This is a genomic window from Salinimicrobium flavum, assembly GCF_042684505.1.
GTDB lineage: Bacteria > Bacteroidota > Bacteroidia > Flavobacteriales > Flavobacteriaceae > Salinimicrobium > Salinimicrobium flavum.
In genome coordinates this window covers 66,852-84,918 of the sequence record NZ_JBHULT010000009.1, presented here as the reverse complement: position 1 = coordinate 84,918, position 18,067 = coordinate 66,852, and the positions used below count along the sequence as shown (strand labels likewise).

Sequence of the window (18,067 nt, the reverse complement as noted above, 5' to 3'; positions counted from 1 at the left end):
CTAATTATTACTGAAGGCATTGGTTAAGGTACTCATTGAATTGAAGTACGGTCGTTTTAAAATGACATTACTAGTCGATTCCTGAATTTTAATTGAATTCATAAATGTCTGAAAGTTATCCTCTTTAGTTAAAATAGGTTGGTCAATTTGTTGTTGGGTATGAAATTCTAAAAATTCATCGAACCAGGAATCAGAATCATTGACAATAATATTTCTATAGCGTGTATCAACTTCATAAATCTCACACCATGTTCTCATTTCGTCTAAGCATATATTTTCTTCAGTCCCAATATTCACTAAACATCGATTGATTTTTAATGTATCCGGATCGTAATCTAAAACATCAATTTTAATCTTAGGACTAAAGGCATAATTACCATAAGGAAAGATTAATTTTCTCCTATTTTGCCTGTTAGTATCACTATGAAGGACTTCTTTGTCCTTCTTATAATCTTCATTACACGGTTTGCATGTGGGAACCAGATTTTGTGTGTTAAAGCCTACAAATGGATAATGGCTTAGTGGCAAATAATGGTCATAAGTTTGTCTGGTTTTTGACTCAAGTGGTTTTATTGGATGAAGGCCACAAAAGGGACAACTTTTGATATCATTATTCAAACGCTTAATCTCTTCGTAATGATTTATAAGTTTTCCATATTTATCTGTAAAAATTTTAGTTTGTGGAAGTTGATAATAGATGTAGTGGAATAGTGCATGAATAGCGTTCCCTAAATCATTAGATAAATCCTTTTTATGGGCTAATGGAATTTCGGAATGACAAATACCTTGAATATCCAGGCTATTTCGGGCTGAATCAAAAACTAACTTTTTTTCAGACTGATTAACCTTTAAAAACTCCTCATGAATTTTTTCAAGTAAAGGTTTTAATTTTCGAGTAGCCTTTACAAAAGGCTTCAGTTCAGAATGAATAAAATAATTATTCCAATCATTATAATTAGTTAGGGATTGGAAATAAATTGACTCAAAAAAGAAAACTATATATCCATGAAAATCATCCAAATCTGAATTTCTAAATTTATACAATTGCCTCATTCTTTAGAAATAGTATTTAACTTGTTAGCCAATTTGTTGAAGAGTTTTATTTTCTCGGGCGAATCTCCAAAACCTTGAGATTTTGCTTTAATATCTTCAGCTTGCTCTTCGTTTTCTAAACTGTCAATTTCTAACTCTAATTTTTTTAGCTCTTGAAATGAGAATTCTCCAATGCTATGTTTTTGGTTAAACAATCTATTCAATAAAAACCTAATGGATGCGCCATATGTTTCTTCTTCTGGGAATTCATAATTTCTTCCATTCCTATTAAAGGTTCTTACGACGTTGACTCTTTTAGAATCTGAAATAATAAAAGGTGAATGTGTAGTGAGCAATATTTCTTGTTTTCTTTTCAAGTGACCTTCAAGGGACTTATCAATTAAGTAGATAAATTTTGATCTCCATTCTGGATTGAAGTGGGTAGTAGGTTCATCAAATAGAAATAATGTGCTTTGTTGATCTAAAAGGATTAGACTTCCGATTATTTGCATCAATTGGTGTTCTCCATCTGAAAGCTGCTTTAAATAAACCTTATTACCGTTTTCTTTTTCAAATAAAATGCTATCAACTGAGAAAATCAGCTTTTCCTTTTCCTTTTTAGGAATAATATCCGATAAATTATCCCGGGTACCAGCTCGAGCGTTTCTTATGTTACGTTTAGTTTTAGAACCAATAAGCTGGATGTTCAACATTTGAAAGTTATATAAAATCCTAAGGAGATTGAATTTCGTTTGGAATTTAAATTGAAAAGCTTGTTTTTTCTCACCATCGACTTGAAAATTGAAAGTATATTCTAACCGATCTACCTTAGTTGTTGAACTTTCTTTTTCAGAAAACAAAGGATCTAATTCCTGAAATGAATAGATAGCTTGATTCAATTCTGAGGGTAAATAATCTTTCTTATGCTTCTCTTTCTCAAGTTTTAAATGAATTGAAAAAGAAAGAAGATCCTTAATATCTAATTCATCCTTTAAAGGTGCTAAATTGGTATCATCGAATATAAAATTGCTAATTGCAAAGATTTTACTGGAGTTGTAATTAAGAAAGAACAACCTATTTAAGTCTAAGGTAGCTCTTGCTGCCTCATTAGCCTTCCTCTTTAGTTCGTCTGAATATTCCAAATCCATTTTGATAAAAGGATTGCTAAGTAATTCATTTAAACCTGAAGTATATCCAATTATAGACTTTGGTAAAACCATTGAAAAGAAATCTACTGTCTTTTCGTGAGAAAATTCTACAATGTTATCATCAATGAGAACCTTCCCTGTAGGCAGTTCATTAGGTTTTTTGATGATCTGGACTAGTCTGTGGCCATTTAGATTTTCGATACTTAAATTTCCAATCCTTCCTGATGGAAAACTATTCTCGTCATGTATTATTCGGGGAAGAAAATATTCAATGTGAAAACCAAATGGATAGGCTAGCTCATTTGACTTCTTATTAATTCGGCTATAAATTTCTAGGTAATAGAAAATTTCCGCTATTAGTTCTAAAATGTTAGATTTTCCGGAACCATTCAAACCAACGAAACAAATGGGTTCAATTTTTCTTTCAGAAGTGTTTTCGGTATTGAATTCGATTTGATAGCCTTTAGGTAAGCCTCGAAATTTTGAAAGAAGTTTTATCTTTTTAAGCTTCATTAGCTACCCTAAATTTTATTTGTTTTTCCTTTTGATTATATGTTTGCTCAATTTGATTCGATTCGAGTAAATCTTTAAGCAAAGATTTCAATTCTTCCGTGGACTGTTTTTCATACTTTTCAGAGATTAATGATCGAAGTGTGTCTATTGAAAAGTCATTTTTTCCAAAACTTGAAAAAATAATTTCAGCTAGTTTTTTCTTACTTATATTGTTTTTAGAAGGTTTTTCTACTGAAATTTTAACCTCATCAATGTCAAAAGAAAAATTAGTGTTGATTTCAGTTGTTTTTAATTCTATCCTATCTAAGTCCAATTCTCTTTTAAAGGCATCTTGGCTTAATCGATTGTAGAAATTATTTAACTCTAAAAGATGAAATTGGTATAGATTTTTAAGTTCTTCAATTTCAGATATCTTACCAGCAAATTCTGTTTGTAATTTTCTTGGTGGTTTAGGGACCTTTAGATTTCTTAAAATTTTTAAATTAATATTTTTCTGAGCAGCTGCAGGTGCATTAGTTTCTAAGATTCTTTGAAAGAAGCTAAATAGATGATGTACATAAAGATTATTTGATTCTTTATTTACTATAAAACCAACGACACTATCAGGAAAACAGGCTTCAAAGCTCAAAATACTAGTTTTTGCAATATTTGCTGCTATTGTAATACAAAGTGTTCCAATTGGCCATTTCTTACTCTGTTTTAAGCCAAGATCAGAATAGGTACTGGAAAAACTTGTAATGTAAGTGTTTGAATTTGAGACATCACCAGTTTGTATTAAAGGATGAACACCTCCTAATAGCTCCGGTGCATTTCTAGGTCTATGTTTGGAAACTCCTCTGTCAATGGTTCCCAATGTGGCGAGTGGCACTAATTCAAAATTTTTAACATTTCTTACCGGATCCCCAAACATCTCTAAAAAAGTACTCTTTACCAAATCATCAAGTAAAGCAATACTTTCTTTACGTTTGGCAATTAAATCTTCACAGTCAGATAGTACTTGGGCTATTCTTTTTTGTTTTTCTATAGATTTTGGGTAAGGAATTTGCAGCTTTTGGAGAGACGTCTTATTAAGGGTCTTTCCCATTACGGCTTGGTTACCTCCAATTAATGGTATGTTTTGCAGCAAATAATATAAATATTCATTATTTATTTTGTTATTATCCTTAATTGGGAGAGCCGCGATTGCTTCATTAGTATACAGATCCTTTCCGGCAAAAGCTAGTTTTCCAATACTCAATTTGAAACTCATCAGAAGAGTTCCTTTTTTGATTAATCTGGAGCGACTCTTTTCAGCACCTATAACCGTGATTTGTTCTTTGGTAGAGAATATAAGCTTTTGCTTCATATCGGAAATGCTTACCCAATCAATGCCTTTGCCCCAATATTCATTCTTATTGCGACTAGGAGTTCTTCCTAATATAATATCGCAAAGATTTTCAAGTTTATCTGAAGTCCAATTTTTACTTTCCATTAAAATAATTTCTTCAGGTCTTCTAATTTCTCTTTAATTTCCTGCTCTAGTCCTTTTTCCTCCAACTCTCCTTGATCATTATATTTGCCCATTAATTTTTCCAGGATTCTTTCCGGTTTTTCATATTCAATTTCTTCAAGAACTTCTTTGTGATACCTTGAAAAACTTAAGTCATATCCTTCTGCAATAATTTCCTTTTTAGGAACTGTAAAATATTTAAGTTCTCTGTTGTTTTCCGAATCTGGCTTAGCATTTTTATATTTGGTAACTATTTCCTGCAAATCACCATAGCTATTAGGATCTTTTTGACGTTTGTCATCAAGTGAATAACCATCACTTTCCAAATTGTAGAACCAAACCTCATCGGTTTCACCTCCTTTGGTGAAAATTAAGAGAGCAGTACTCACTCCTGCATAAGGCTTAAAAACTCCACTTGGAACACTTATAACCGCTTTTAATTGGCTTTTTTCAATCATTAGTTTCCTTGCTTCCATAAAAGCTTTACCGCTACCAAATAAAACTCCTTGAGGAATAATGATTCCTGCTGTTCCTCCAATTTTAAGCATATTATAAATACGCTCGATAAATAGAAGTTCAGTTTTAGTAGTTCCTAGTTTCAGCTCTTCATTAATGTCTCCTTTATCGATATTTCCTGTAAAAGGAGGATTTGCCAGGACGATATTGTATTGAGAGGATTCCTCATAAGACTTACTTAAGGTATCTTTATAGTCTATCTGTGGGTTATTAATTCCGTGCATCATTAGGTTCATAAGTCCAAGCCTAACCATGGTCTGGTCAATATCATAACCTTGGAGGCTTTGATCTAAAGTCTCCTTTACTTCAGAAGTAAGCTTTGCACTTTTGCTAGTTCTAATGAAGCCATCTTCATCTTTTTCTTTTTTACCCTTATTGTCATCTAGTTGAGTTACCATATACTGGTAAGCGTCCAACAGAAACCCACCGGTACCACAGGCTGGATCGGCAATTCGATTTCCAGGCTTGGGGTCAACTAATTCTACTAGCAATTTAATGATGTGCCTTGGTGTCCTAAACTGTCCATTCTTACCAGCACTTGCTATTTCGCTAAGAAGATATTCGTAAACATCTCCCTGAATATCCTGGAAATCCTGGCCTTTTTCAGAAGCATCCTTTTCAATTTCCTCATAAATGGAGTCGATAATTTTAACTGCTTCAGTTAAAAGTGAAGGTTTAGGAATTATAAACACTGCATTCCGCATATGCTTCACGAAAGGAGAGTCCTCTTTATCTAAATCTTCTTTTATAAAAGGGAAAACATATTGTTGAACACGCTGAAGCATTTCTTCAGAAGGCAATCTTTTAAATTCACTCCAGCGCAACTTCTCCTTTTCGATGCCTTTTTCTTTTTTTAATCTTTCCAGGTCCTCCTTAGAAATACTTTGCTTTGGTTTATCTCCTGGTAGTAAAAAGTAACCATCAAAAATGGAAGTAAAAGGATCGCCTGTAAATTCAGCATTATATTGAGCTTCCTTGTCATTTTCATCAAGCTTTTTCATAAAGAGCAAATAGGTGATTTGCTCTATAGCTGTTAAGGGGTTGGAAATACCGCCGCTCCAGAACTTATTCCATAAGTCCTGAATTTTTGATTTGATGTTTGGGTTATGTTGTAATAAACTCATTTATGCAACTAGTTGTTCGGTTAGGGTAACTATTTCTTTTATTTCAGCTGGTGAAAATACGCCTCTTATTCCTTTTGGATGTATAACTGTGAAAGGAGCTTCTAATAAATTTCGTTTTTGAATATTCCCACGTTCAATAATATAATCTCTTAGAAGATTCAGAAACTCAATTTGTCTTGTTGTTAATGTATTATGTTCTTTTATAAATTCAGCTACTTTTTTATTTACGGTTTCATCAAAGCTTTCTAATACTTCGATGCCGAGAATATGCTTAATAAACTGAACCAGCTTAGCTTTTTGATTGTTATAAACTTTCTGAAGTAAAGCTTCGGTAATATGCGGATCTTCATTTTGAAGTTCTTCCGCTAAAATTTCAGCTTCCGCGGGAGTGACATTTTCTCCATTTTTGATTTTAGTTAAAATAGGGTTGCGGTCGATCATTTCTGAAATTTTTGATTCGACCATCTCCCTATATTTAGAGATACTTACAGCTTCATTTTTAGGTCCAAATTCTACAAATTCTTTTTTGGTGACAATATCTTGAAGGTTTAGCTGGTCCATTTCTGATTTACCATTCAGTTTATCAATAAATTTCATTAATGGACCCAGCGTCTTTGCCAGATGGTCAAAATCAGAATCAGTGACAGTACTCCAGAATTTTTCGTGCAACACCTGTTTAATGTATGCTTTATGTTTCTCAACCAGGTTTACCGTTAGAGGTAAAAGCCCTACCTCTTCCTGTATATTCGACTTTAGAATTGCAAATTTTTCATCTTCCTGTCGTAAAAATGCAAGTGATGTTTCTAAAGCATCTTTTTCAAACCTCATTTTTTTGAAGTCAACTTGGGACATTGTCCTGAATAAAGGCTGAATATGATTTCTTAAGAATTCTAAGTTTTTAATAGAAATACTCTTCCAAAACTCTGTAGATAAAGTCTTCTCAATTTTAGCTTTATTATCTTGAATAACTACTGACTGTTTTGGCAGGTCCTGAATTTGCATCCTTAGAAAATTTATTTCTTTTAATGCAATTTCCTTCTCATCTAATTCTAAAGCGGCTTCAATTTTGTCAATTCTGATACCTACAAATCTAACCGGTAACGGAATTTGTGATTTGTTTTCTTTTCCTTTTGGATTAAGCTTGAAATACTCGAAATTATCCCAGCAATCAAGAATAAGAAAAACGTCTTTTTCGGTACACCAGGGTTTAATTTTTGTTGGCTCTAGCAATCTTGTTCCACGCCCGATCATTTGCCAGAACTTGGTATAGGAAAATACAGGTTTAGCAAAAACCAAATTCACTAATTCCCTAACGTCAATACCAGTGTCTAGCATGTCAACGCTAATGGCAACACGAGGGAAATTCTTGGTTTTAAATTGATCCAATAATCCTCCTTTACCATAGACACGAGGATCATCGGAAACCATAACTTTTGCAAGTTCCCCATTATATTCTGGATATAAGGAGTCAAATACGGTTTCTATTTGTCGGGCTTGAGCGATAGACTGACAGAAGAAGATACTCTTTCCAGGGAGGACACCATTAGGATCTTTTATGGATTCTTCCATAAATTCCCTAACGATGAGAGCATTGGTGCCTTTATTTCTAACTGATTTTTCTATTTCTTTCCCTTCATAGTTGATAGTCTCAACATCTCTTCCCTCTCGGATTAGCTTTTTCTGATCCTCAAGGCTAATTGAACCCTTGTGAATCCCTTCAAATTGGAATTTGGTGTGTATTTTCATTACTTGAAAATCACATAGATAGGGAGGTATGTTATTTACAGCCTCTTCATAACTATAAGCGAAGGTTGGCAGCCCATCTTCACATTCAAACAATTGAAACGTGTTATGATCAATAACATCAGTTGGAGTTGCAGTCAAACCAAGGGTAATTGTATTGAAATATTGTAGTACCTCTTGATAAGTATTGTAGATAGATCTATGACTTTCGTCAATTACTATTAAATCAAAAAAGTGTGGAGATAAAGTTTCTCTTTCATCACGAATAATGTTCAACATCGTTGGATAGGTTGAAACATAAATTCGTCTGTCATTTTTTATAGTTTTTTCACCTCGTTTGGGCCAGGTGGGTTCATTGGGTAAATGTTCGTTAAAAGCATCCAAGGCCTGCTCGCGTAAAGCAATTCTGTCTACTAGGAATAAGACTTTTTCAGCCCAGCTTGCTCTCATTAATACGTCTGTCAAAGCAATACAAGTTCTAGTTTTACCTGTGCCTGTTGCCATGACAAGAAGAAATTTTGTTCTTTTCTTCTCGATGGATTCCATGACCTTACGAATCGCCTGAATTTGATAGTCCCTGCCTGCAATGTCAGTATCAATCAATTCAGTAGCTAGAGACTTCTTTCTTTTTCTTACATATTTGTAACGTTCTAGATCATCTCTAGTGGGATAGCCAATTATTTTTTTGGGAGGATAATTTTCTAAATTCCAGAAAAAGATGTCATTTCCGTTAGTATAAAAGCAAAATGGCAGATCTACATCCTGCTCATCTTTTATACCGTAACAATATTGTTTAGCTTGTTCTCTACCTTGTTGAGCATCTTTTGATGTTCTTTTTGCTTCTACAACAGCTAATGGTTTACCGTCTTTGCCCAGCAAGATATAATCACAAAAGTTGTTATTGCCGTAGTTGCTTGAAGACTCTGAAACTCCGTTGGAATTGATGTAAAAAAACTCTTCGGCTACTTGGGTTCTGTCATTGACATCCCAACCAGCTTCTTTCAGCTGTTGGTCAATTAATTGTTGGCGAGTAGATTTTTCGGTGTTCAATATAACTGCAGTATTTTAAGAATTTAGCAGTAGGGGTGCAAACAAACCAAATATACTCTAATTTATTTGGCCAATAGAGTATCACCTTCAGATTCTTAACAAAATCGAAGAGTATCCTTTGTCAATATTAAACATCATCATACTCTTCTATAATCTGTTTTGAAGTTATAGGACTGTTGAGACTGATAAGTGTCTCAATGATATTAGGTAATGTCAAACGGTCTTTGGATTTGTAAGCTAACAGATAAAGTAAGGCTTCAGACTGTAATAGTATGAACCTTTTGATCTCTGTGTTCCAAGTAATGTCATTTATAAATTCTTCAAAGTTGCTTTTAAAACTATTACTAACTATTATGAATCCAATCTTAGTATAACCTTCCTTTTTTAGGATTGGTGTATGATAAGAAATATATTCTTTAATCGCACGATCATCTAATCCTAAACTATACCCATTTGTATAGGCTTTAGCATCTACAAGAAAAGCCGTATGTTCTTCTGGGAATTTAATAATTGCATCGGGAGTTCTTCCATATCCCTGTCCTAACGATTGAACATCAAAATCCATAAGTTTAAAAACTTCAGAAACCAAGTTTTCGAATTGGTTGCCCTTTTTAGAAGAACTCTGCTCTGTATCCGCTCCTATTTCAATCAGCTTTGCTACCTTGGGGAATAGATAATCTTCAAGTTTAAAGTTGGCTGTTATGCTCAACTTTGTTTCTGAATCTTCTGAAGTTTCTTTTTCCACATTTTTTTCGACAACTGTTTTCTTTTCCTTATTGGGGTTACCTTTAAACTTCCAAAAAGCATGTTCTACTTGCCAGTTCGAAATTTTCTTACTTGTTTCCTTTTCAAGTAATAATTTTACCTCCTCATTAAGTTTAAAAAAATAGGAATAAGCTTCTTTTTGGTTTTCAAATGGTCTCCATAGATTTATTTCTTCAAATGAAATTGTTAGGGAGGTATAAATTATTGGCCACTCCTTATGGTTTTGAATTTGCCAAAAATATGAAAGAAAATATCCTACTGAACTTGGATTAGCAACCTTTCTTCGGTCTTTAGCATCTTTATAATTCTCAATACAATAATTTTCCAGAGTTTGTATATGCTCCAATGCTTCCTCTAAATCTTTCGGTTCTACCAGAACCTTCTTTAGCAAGGAAACTAAGCGATCTATTTTATTTTCACTATTTCTTACTAATTGATTAAAAAACATTTGCCCTTTAGTTGCGGTAAACCCCCAAAGGTTATTCCGCTTGTTAAAACTGTCGACAGTAGTTTTGAACTCATGAATATCTATTTTCCCGTTTACGAATTCATTTAAATATTCCTGAAGGGACTCAATAGCCTTTTCACGTTCTCCATCAATATTTGGCAGCACATTTCCTTTAGTGTCTAAAACGAGTTTATCAGAGCTGCTATAGCTATTCCAGATTTTTAAAATTTGATCTTTTTGTTTGTTATTTATCATTCTAAATTTGGTTATCAAGGTTAAACTGTTAATCTGAAGCTTGAGTTGTTTTCAAGAGAAACCTGAAATAATGCCATACTTAAGGAGGTGGTGTTAGATTATTTTCTGGAGCCGGAGTAAGGAGGTGTGAGCTTCAGAATTGGTTTCAGTAAATCTAAATATTTTCTTAAAGGTTTGAAAGGTGAATTTCAGAAAATTGATTAAATTTCTAATTGTTTTCCCCTCTGTTATTAATTTTCAAATTTGAAGCAATGACTAAAACTCAGGTAATCAGTTACATTAATAGTAGATTTGGGGCTGCAAAGCTGAATACAAAGAATACAACTTTTGCGAGTATTAGTACCAGTCCCACCCGGGTTGGCTGGTGGATGAATATTAAGCTCAAAAATTTTAAGAAAGACTGGAACATCATATTAAATGGAGAAGATCAAATCAAGTTGCTCCAAATTCCTGCCGCCACGTTTACATCTCCTGTGAAAAATTTTCGAATATGGGAATCAAAAAATGCTGCAGATATTCTTATTTCCAGTGATCGTCAAGATCGATATTTGAAAGATATTTTGTCCGGAGGTACAGGTGTAGATTTCAAACCTTTTATAGTAGAAAAGTTTTCCATACCTGAGGAACTAAAATCTTCATCCGATAAAAAATCTGTCTCACGACCTGCTTTAAAACCTGAAGTCATTTCCTTTACTTCAGTTCCAAAATTAGATCCTGTGGTGCGGAAACAGCGAATTATTGTGCACAACCAAACCAACATTACCTATGAAAAATTATTCGGTGAATTTTTAAAAGGAGCTGACTATATAGAATTACAGGATCCCTGGATTAGATTGCCTTACCAATTCCAGAACCTGTTAGAATTTTGTGTGATGCTTGGAAATAATAATAATGAACCCGGCAGGACAATAAGTCTAAAAGTGATCTCGTGGAACACCAGGGAATTCCAGGAACAAAGTAAGACTTGTTTTGAGGAAATAGCTGCCAGTGTAAAGGATATGAGGATCAACCTAACCTTTGCTCTTGAAAAACATCACGATCGATACATCAAAGCAAATAATGATTGCAAAATTATTCTTGGCCGGGGGCTCGATATTTATGAGAAAAGAGAAGGTCGTTTCTCCATAGGTGATGTAGATCAAAGGTGGAGGAAATGTAAGCCTTGTGAGATTACCTATTTAGTCCAAACGTCGGTGTAAAACTACTTTTAATTATGTTTAAGTTTTTAGAAAAATTTCAAGAAAAGGATCAATTTCAGTTTAATGCAAAAGACAGGCTTTCCCAAGTATGTAACGCTCCAAATCACAGCAGTGGTATTTACTTAGTTTATGCTGAAGAAGTTTCCATAAAGAATCTCATTTATATCGGAATTTCCGGTAGAGAAGGTCAGAATGGAGAAATTATTCATCGTCAGGACGGAATCGGGGGGCGAATTATCAAAGGGAAACAATTTAAAGAAGCAAGGAGAAGGTCTTGGCCTCAAAAAATGGAAGAGGACGGTATTGAGAAATTACATGTACATTGGTATATAACTCATGGTAAGTATGATCAGAGAATTCCCAGAGAAATAGAAAGAAAATTGCTATTAGTCCTTCAAGCATATCGCGGGTCTTTACCTATTTGGAACAAGCAGGTTTAGTTTCTTTAAAGTTGAAGGAATAGATGTTTATTGCTTAAGTATCCGTCAGGTAATTACTGGAGCTTTCAGAAATTTACTTCTCAAATAGTACTTCCCCAATGGTATAATCCCCCTGCTTATCAGGTTCCAGTTGCAGCGTGAGGATCTCCTTATGTCCGTCTTTGCTGCCAAAGCCTGTATAGACAAGAGCTCTAACGGTTACATTGCCTTGCAGTGTCTGTTTCCTGCTCCCGTAAAATTTAGCCTGTATCCTATAGGTTCCTGCACTGGCCTCTTTTAACCTGAATTCTTCCGGTCCGTAGCCCGTGGTAATGTCATTGGACATTTTTCCTCCAATCGCGGTATACTTGTTCTGGTAGCTGCATTTTTCTCCGCGGGGGTCGGTAACCCAAAGATCGATGTCTGTTTCATTGGCATCCCAATCGATCACTACCCTTATATCAACCGGCATATGCTTCAGGAAACATTCCCGTATACGGGAAATATCCAAATCTTTTCTGTTATTATAAATGATCTTGTTGATATCGTGCAGTACAATGACTTCAATGCCGGGGAAGCGGGAACTAATGTCATTGTCCCATTCCTTATCAACTACCTTGTAGAGTTCATCAATGGCTTTTTGGTATTTCCCCATTTCAGCATAGGTGAGGCCCAGATCGATATAGGAATGTGGTTCAAAAGACCGCAGGTTCATCACCTCATTAAAAATACTTAGTGCTTCGGTGTAAAATTCATACTCGACCAGTTTGCGGCCCAGCGTTCGCATTAGTTCAGTATTCTCTAATTGTAATTCAGCAAGATTTGAAAGCACTCTTAAACCCGTTTCCCGCTGCTGCTTTTCAAACAGGTAAGTGGCCACGTCGAAATAGAAAGATGGATTTTCTATATTTTCAGGCTTTAGCTCCAGGTACTTTGGATATAGGTTTTCTACGTCGGTTGCCTTTAATTCACTCATGTACCCCGCATTACTTTCCCATTTTTGGATCTTTACAGATGAAGACAGTGCCTGCCTTCCCTCAGTATTTACTGCCATTCCTGGGGTGGTTGAGCGGGCATTGTAACCTGTGACCACAACCTCCTCGAGGACGGCATCTTCCATATCCATGACGTTTTCTGCCACCTCTATAACTTCCTCAAGTGCCGGTGGAGCATCCCGGGGTATTTCGCTGTTTTTATTAGCTGCTTTATGATCTGATTCCCACCAGTCAATGTCTATTTTGAACTGCTCGCAGATCTCGTTTAAACGCCTTTCTCTGGTCCCTGTATTTTCTTTATTTCTGAGGGCGAGTAGCCGGTTATATTCCTTCTGAAGGGAGGGGGGAGGAGTGATCCCGTAGTTTACATAATCCTGTACCTCGTCCAGTACAATAAGGGAAGTTCCCGGGGTGACCAGGCTGAATTTTTTTCCATGGTTCACAACTTCTGAATGTACTCCATTGACCAGAAGGGACTTTAATTTCTTCTGTGCCCAAATCCTTTCTCCAAGGCCATTCTGTATACGTTTTGTGTTGTCAATGGTCAGGGTACGGGTTTCGGTAATCCTGTCCCCATATCCAAAATGCAGCTTTATTTCAGTTTTTGCTCCTTCCACCTTACCTGCACAGCTGAAGTTTCCATTCAAAGCATAAGCATTTTCATAAAAGAAACCTGAAATCTTTTCAGGGTCATATTCCGCCCTTATCAGTGTTTTCTGATGGTTTTGCAGCAGGGCTGTAATCTCTTCTCCGGTGAGATTTATGGCATTGATGTAAATTCCATTTGAAGCGGAAGCGACATACTCCAGCAGATTATGATCTGCAATATTTGAACTGTTGACAGGGATCACAGGACAGGTAAATGTATCCTGAAATTTTTCTCCAAAGGTGGAGATCCCATCGGTAAACAAAAGGATTTCCTCACAGTTAATGCTGCTGAAATCAACCGCACCCAAATTTGTTCCCCCGTCATATGATAAAGCCTCCAGGAATTTTATAAGCCGGGGAGATGTACCATCGGCCAGTCTGAAGGTCCTTTCTGTATGAAGCTTATTCGAAAAGGTCTTTAATTCAATTTCTCCCTCCTGCATCCATTTCAGGTAATTTTTCAGCAGGGCTATTTCCTTTTGTGTGTCCCGGTCCTTACCCGAAGATGATTCATCCCATACAATGGCAATTCTGGAAGGTTTTGGTTTGCTGATAGATTCCCGGTCTGGATTTAAATTGATATAGAAATAATTATCTGAGGTGACTTCTCCTTTATAGGTGAGTACCTCCCTGAGATTATCGGGTTTTGGAATAGAAAAGGCTAACCGGGTATCGAGGCTAACATTTTTTTCCCGGTATTCACTTATATAAGAATTCCGGGCTTCAGTAAAAATGAGATTAATAGCAGGGTGTTTGCTTTTGGTAACTTCGGGCTTGTTCATCACCACTTCAACCCTTACTGAAAACTCCTCCAGTTTTTGTTTGAAATTCATGGGTAATTGATAGAGATAATCATCCTTATTCCCCTTAAGTTCCTGTTCAAAAGAGATGACCGCTTTTTTATATCCTCGTGGAGGAATGGGATAGACTCTGGCTTTAAAGTTATTCCCCCTGGTTACCTCTACAATTCCCGGATCTATGTTTCGGCGGGTGACTGCTTCAAATGCCTGTGTTGCTTTTTCTTTTTCTACAACAACTCCTTTCCGCATTTCCCCATTTACGTCCAGGGCAAATGCTGAAACCGTAGTGCCATTGTTTAACGGAAATTCCAGTTCTCCTTCCATTACCCGGTCATTGTTGTTATAGAACTGCATTTCGAAAGTAGTGGTCGCAATGTTTTCAATGACAAAAACATTGATATGCAGCCGTTTTAATTCAATGGGTTTATCCTCTTCTGAATTAGTTGTTATTGCCGGCAGGTTTTGTGCCCCAAGAGCATTTGCAAAAAATGCAAGAACAATGAGTAATAATATTTTTTTATTCGCAGAAAGAATGGCTGGACGGACTAAACTTGGAAAGTATTTCATCTAATGGGAAGGTTAAGGTCAATATTGGTCAGGTAAGGAAATCAAATTTAAGACCAAAATAAATAAAACCTAATTTTTATCTTAAAATATTGAATAATCCTCTTAAACGGGAGGAATGTGGAAAGTGGGAGATGAAAATAGACAGAGATCGTACGACATACTGTAAGATCCCAATTAACCAACCTTCATCCTCCGTAGCTTCCCTTATCCTGCGAAGGAGGAGTGTAGGAGGGACCAATCCCCAATTTCCCGTCTTAAACCATAGAATTTACTTAGTTTTACACCTGGAATTCTCAAGAAATCCCGGTTTATGAGCCTTACCGATTATTTAGTTAAAACCGTTCCTTTTCCTTCCGGAGAACTGGAGGATATTGTGTCTCATTTTGAAAGAGAAACCATACCCAAAAATCAACCCCTGGTAAAGGAAGGCCAGATCTGCTCCAAGCTTTATTTCGTGGAGCAGGGGGTGGGAAGAAGCTACTACCTTAAAGAAGACGGTAAGGAAATTACCCAATGGTTTTTCGTGGAAGGACATTTTATGTCCAGCATTGAAAGTTTTTTTCAGCAAAATCCCAGTTTGTACTACCTGGAAATGCTGGAAGATGCTGTTCTTTACAGTATCACCCGCGACAAGCTGGACCTTTTGTTCTCCCGGTACCATAACATGGAAAAACTGGGAAGACTTCTTTCTACAGAAATGCTCACCCGGGTGGTCAATAAATTGAATGCCATTCAATTCCAGACCGCCCGTGAACGTTATGACTACATGTTGAGTGAATACCCCGAACTCGCCAACAGGGTCGCCCTGGGCTATATTGCCTCTTACCTTGGAATGACCCAGGAAACCCTTAGCCGCATCAGGAAAACCTGATTTCCTGTTTTTTTTAAAGATCAGCATCCCTTTCCGCAGAAGATCCGCTTGGTAGACCTTCCCGTTGTTATTTGATCTAGGTCAAAAGAAACTCCTGTTTTAGTGAGCACCTTTGCAGTCCTAAAAAAATAGCTGCAATGAAAATAAGCTCCTTAACTTTAATCTTATTCTTTACCTGGTTGGCCGGGTTGATGCCTTTCACTGCTTCTGCACAGGAAACAGATCCTGTCCTGGAGCACCTAATCGAAAAGGGACTGGAGAAGAGCCACAGCCTCAATATCAATCAACTGGAAACCGAACAGGCGCAGGTAGACCAGAAACTTGCAAAATCTGTATTTCTTCCAAAGCTCACCGTAACCGGAAGCTATACCCGCCTCAATGATGACATCAGTTTTGATGATGATACTCAAAGCCTGTTAAAGGCTACCCAAAAGCTACTAATCAAGGAGGCGGCAGGTATTCCTTTTAACGCGGCCTTTCCGGAGCATATTCCGCTTCAGGATATCAACAATCTTCAGAATAAGGATATCCTCAAATCTTCTGTAGATGTAGACTGGGTGATCTTCAGCGGCTTCGAAGCTTCCAATGCATTAAAGGCTGCCAGGCATAAGGAGAGCTCGCTGCGCTACGCGGGTATGGCTGAAAGAGATCATATCATCCTCAGCATTATTGAAACCTATGATCAGCTGGCATTAGTGAATGCTTCCGAAGAGGTGCTTGCTGCTTCCGAAGCCTTTTTGGAGGACCAGGAGCACTACGTGAAGAAAGCTATAGAGAATGGACTGGCAACCCCCATCAGCCGCCAAAAGGTAGCGCTGGCCCGGCAGCAACTGGCAGCCCGGCAACTGGAATACAGTCATAACCGGAAGCTGTTAATTGAGCGCCTGCACCAGTTAACAGGAGAAGATAAAGAGGTACTGCGTTCCCTGGAACCAAAGCTTGCTCCAATGTCTCCGGACAACCTCACCCCAGCAAAACGTAATGAAATACTGGCGCTGGAAGAAGCAGAAAAAGCTACTGCCTACAAGGCGAAAATGGAGAAAAGCCACTTTATTCCGAAGATCGCTTTAAAAGGACATTATGAATTCCTGGAAGACGACCTTTCCCTTTTTGATCCCCAATGGTATGCGGCAGTGGGGGTAAAATGGAATTTGTTCGACGGCGGACAGTCGCGCTTAAACAGCCGGAAAACGCAACTTGAAGCCGGAAAATTCAGGCAACAGATCGAAGAAGCTGAAGAAATGATCGCGTTGAGCATCGTAAAAGCCGAACACACCTATGAAGCTTCCCTGCAAAATTCACGGATTGCTCAAAAGGAGATCGAGCTGGCCGGTGCCACCTATGAAATGGTGAATAAACAGTACAAAAATAACCTCGCTACCATTACCGATGTACTGGATGCCCTGCGGGACCTGGAAAGTGCAAATTTTCAGCTTCAGGAATCCTATTACAATCAGCGCCGGGCACTCACCGCGCTTCTTCATTCAAAAGGTCAACTTAACTACTAAACAATATTAACAGAGATGAGAACTATAAAAATTGCATTCAGCCTTATAAGCATTTTGGTACTGGCTTCCTGTAGCAATGAACAGGAAATCACCCCCTACAGGGGAAAAGTTAAATTTGAAACCCTATCGGTAAGCAGTAAACTGGCAGGGCGCATCGGGAGGCTCTACGTGGGAGAAGGCGATGAGGTTCGCAAAGGTGATACCCTTGCTTTTATTGATATACCCGAGCTCAGTGCAAAGATGATACAGGCAGAGGGTGCAATGACGGCCGCCCGCGGACAATTCAATATGGCCAATGCCGGGGCTACAACAGAGCAGCTTGTTCAAATTGAAGGAAAACTGGACGCGGCAAAAGCAGAGCTTAATTTCGCGACAGAATCCTATTCCCGGCTGGAGAACATGTACAGGGATTCCCTTATTTCCCGGCAACAACTGGATGAAGTGAAGATGAAGCTTGAAATGGCCAAAGCTCAGGTCGCAGCAGTGGAAGCAAAGCGGGAAGAGGCAGGGAAAAGTGTAAGGGTTGAACAGCTGGACCAGGCGCGGGGTCAACTGGAGCGTGCACGTGGTGCCCGGGAAGAGGTGCTTACAGCATCTGATGAGAAATACCTTCTTGCCCCGGCCAACATGACTATCGAAACTATAAGTCTGGAGGAAGGCGAACTGCTTACTCCCGGCTACACGCTCTTTAACGGCTACAGGAAGCACAGTGTTTATATCCGGTTCACAATCAATGAGTCCCGTATCTATGATTTTGAACAGGGGATGGAACTAAAGATGGTCAACCCCTATACCAATGAGGAAATGACCGGCAGGATTGCCTATATAAAACAACTGCCACAGTATGCCGATATCACCACTACGGCACCTCTGTACGGGCTTTCGGAATCTGTATACGAGCTCAAGGTGATCCCCACTTCTAATGCTTCGGAAAGCACCTATTACCAGAACGCCACCATTTTAATAAAAGAATAGCT

General features: G+C 37.4%; 12 protein-coding genes. 5 read left to right on the top strand and 7 right to left on the bottom strand.

What is annotated here, in order from left to right; genetic code table 11:
- The 6 genes from ACFSTG_RS10150 to ACFSTG_RS10125 all read right to left on the bottom strand — a co-directional run bounded on the left by ACFSTG_RS10150 (position 1) and on the right by ACFSTG_RS10125 (position 10,083).
- Complete coding sequence (locus ACFSTG_RS10150) at positions 1-1,053, bottom strand: HNH endonuclease (protein ID WP_380752026.1); 1,053 nt, start codon at positions 1,051-1,053, stop codon at positions 1-3.
- A complete protein-coding gene (locus ACFSTG_RS10145) occupies positions 1,050-2,693 on the bottom strand; it encodes a restriction system-associated AAA family ATPase (RefSeq protein ID WP_380752023.1) in 1,644 nt (547 codons plus the stop codon). The genes ACFSTG_RS10150 and ACFSTG_RS10145 overlap by 4 nt, the downstream gene beginning before the upstream one ends.
- The gene (locus ACFSTG_RS10140) at positions 2,683-4,164 is read right to left on the bottom strand and encodes a restriction endonuclease subunit S (protein WP_380752021.1); all 1,482 of its coding nucleotides are present in this window, start codon (positions 4,162-4,164) and stop codon (positions 2,683-2,685) included. Before ACFSTG_RS10140 ends, ACFSTG_RS10145 begins: the two co-directional genes overlap by 11 nt.
- Positions 4,164-5,822: a class I SAM-dependent DNA methyltransferase gene (locus ACFSTG_RS10135; protein ID WP_380752018.1), complete on the bottom strand. Its 1,659-nt coding sequence runs from the start codon at positions 5,820-5,822 to the stop codon at positions 4,164-4,166. Before ACFSTG_RS10135 ends, ACFSTG_RS10140 begins: the two co-directional genes overlap by 1 nt.
- Positions 5,823-8,615, bottom strand: a complete 2,793-nt coding sequence (locus ACFSTG_RS10130; RefSeq protein WP_380752015.1) for a type I restriction endonuclease subunit R — start codon at positions 8,613-8,615, stop codon at positions 5,823-5,825.
- Between the two features lie 127 nt (positions 8,616-8,742).
- Complete coding sequence (locus ACFSTG_RS10125) at positions 8,743-10,083, bottom strand: restriction endonuclease FokI C-terminal domain-containing protein (RefSeq protein WP_380752012.1); 1,341 nt, start codon at positions 10,081-10,083, stop codon at positions 8,743-8,745.
- Between the two features lie 251 nt (positions 10,084-10,334).
- Here ACFSTG_RS10125 and ACFSTG_RS10120 point away from each other — a divergent pair, with 251 nt between their 5' ends.
- Positions 10,335-11,282 carry an MIT C-terminal domain-containing protein gene (locus ACFSTG_RS10120; RefSeq protein WP_380752009.1) on the top strand — a complete coding sequence of 316 codons (948 nt, stop codon included), beginning with the start codon at positions 10,335-10,337 and terminating at the stop codon, positions 11,280-11,282.
- 14 nt (positions 11,283-11,296) lie between these two features.
- The gene (locus ACFSTG_RS10115; protein ID WP_380752006.1) at positions 11,297-11,722 is read left to right on the top strand and encodes a hypothetical protein; all 426 of its coding nucleotides are present in this window, start codon (positions 11,297-11,299) and stop codon (positions 11,720-11,722) included.
- Positions 11,723-11,795: 73 nt separating this feature from the next.
- Here ACFSTG_RS10115 and ACFSTG_RS10110 read toward each other — a convergent pair whose 3' ends face one another.
- Positions 11,796-14,711, bottom strand: coding sequence for a VIT domain-containing protein (locus tag ACFSTG_RS10110; protein WP_380752003.1), 2,916 nt, complete (start codon positions 14,709-14,711; stop codon positions 11,796-11,798).
- Between the two features lie 310 nt (positions 14,712-15,021).
- Between ACFSTG_RS10110 and ACFSTG_RS10105 the strand changes: the two genes are divergently transcribed.
- The 3 genes from ACFSTG_RS10105 to ACFSTG_RS10095 all read left to right on the top strand — a co-directional run bounded on the left by ACFSTG_RS10105 (position 15,022) and on the right by ACFSTG_RS10095 (position 18,065).
- Entirely contained in the window at positions 15,022-15,582 is a 561-nt protein-coding gene (locus ACFSTG_RS10105) for a Crp/Fnr family transcriptional regulator (RefSeq protein ID WP_380752000.1), read from the top strand.
- 137 nt (positions 15,583-15,719) lie between these two features.
- Positions 15,720-17,090 carry a TolC family protein gene (locus ACFSTG_RS10100; protein WP_380751997.1) on the top strand — a complete coding sequence of 457 codons (1,371 nt, stop codon included), beginning with the start codon at positions 15,720-15,722 and terminating at the stop codon, positions 17,088-17,090.
- A gap of 15 nt (positions 17,091-17,105) precedes the next feature.
- Positions 17,106-18,065, top strand: a complete 960-nt coding sequence (locus ACFSTG_RS10095; RefSeq protein WP_380751994.1) for an HlyD family secretion protein — start codon at positions 17,106-17,108, stop codon at positions 18,063-18,065.
- The last annotated feature ends 2 nt before the right edge of the window (positions 18,066-18,067 follow it).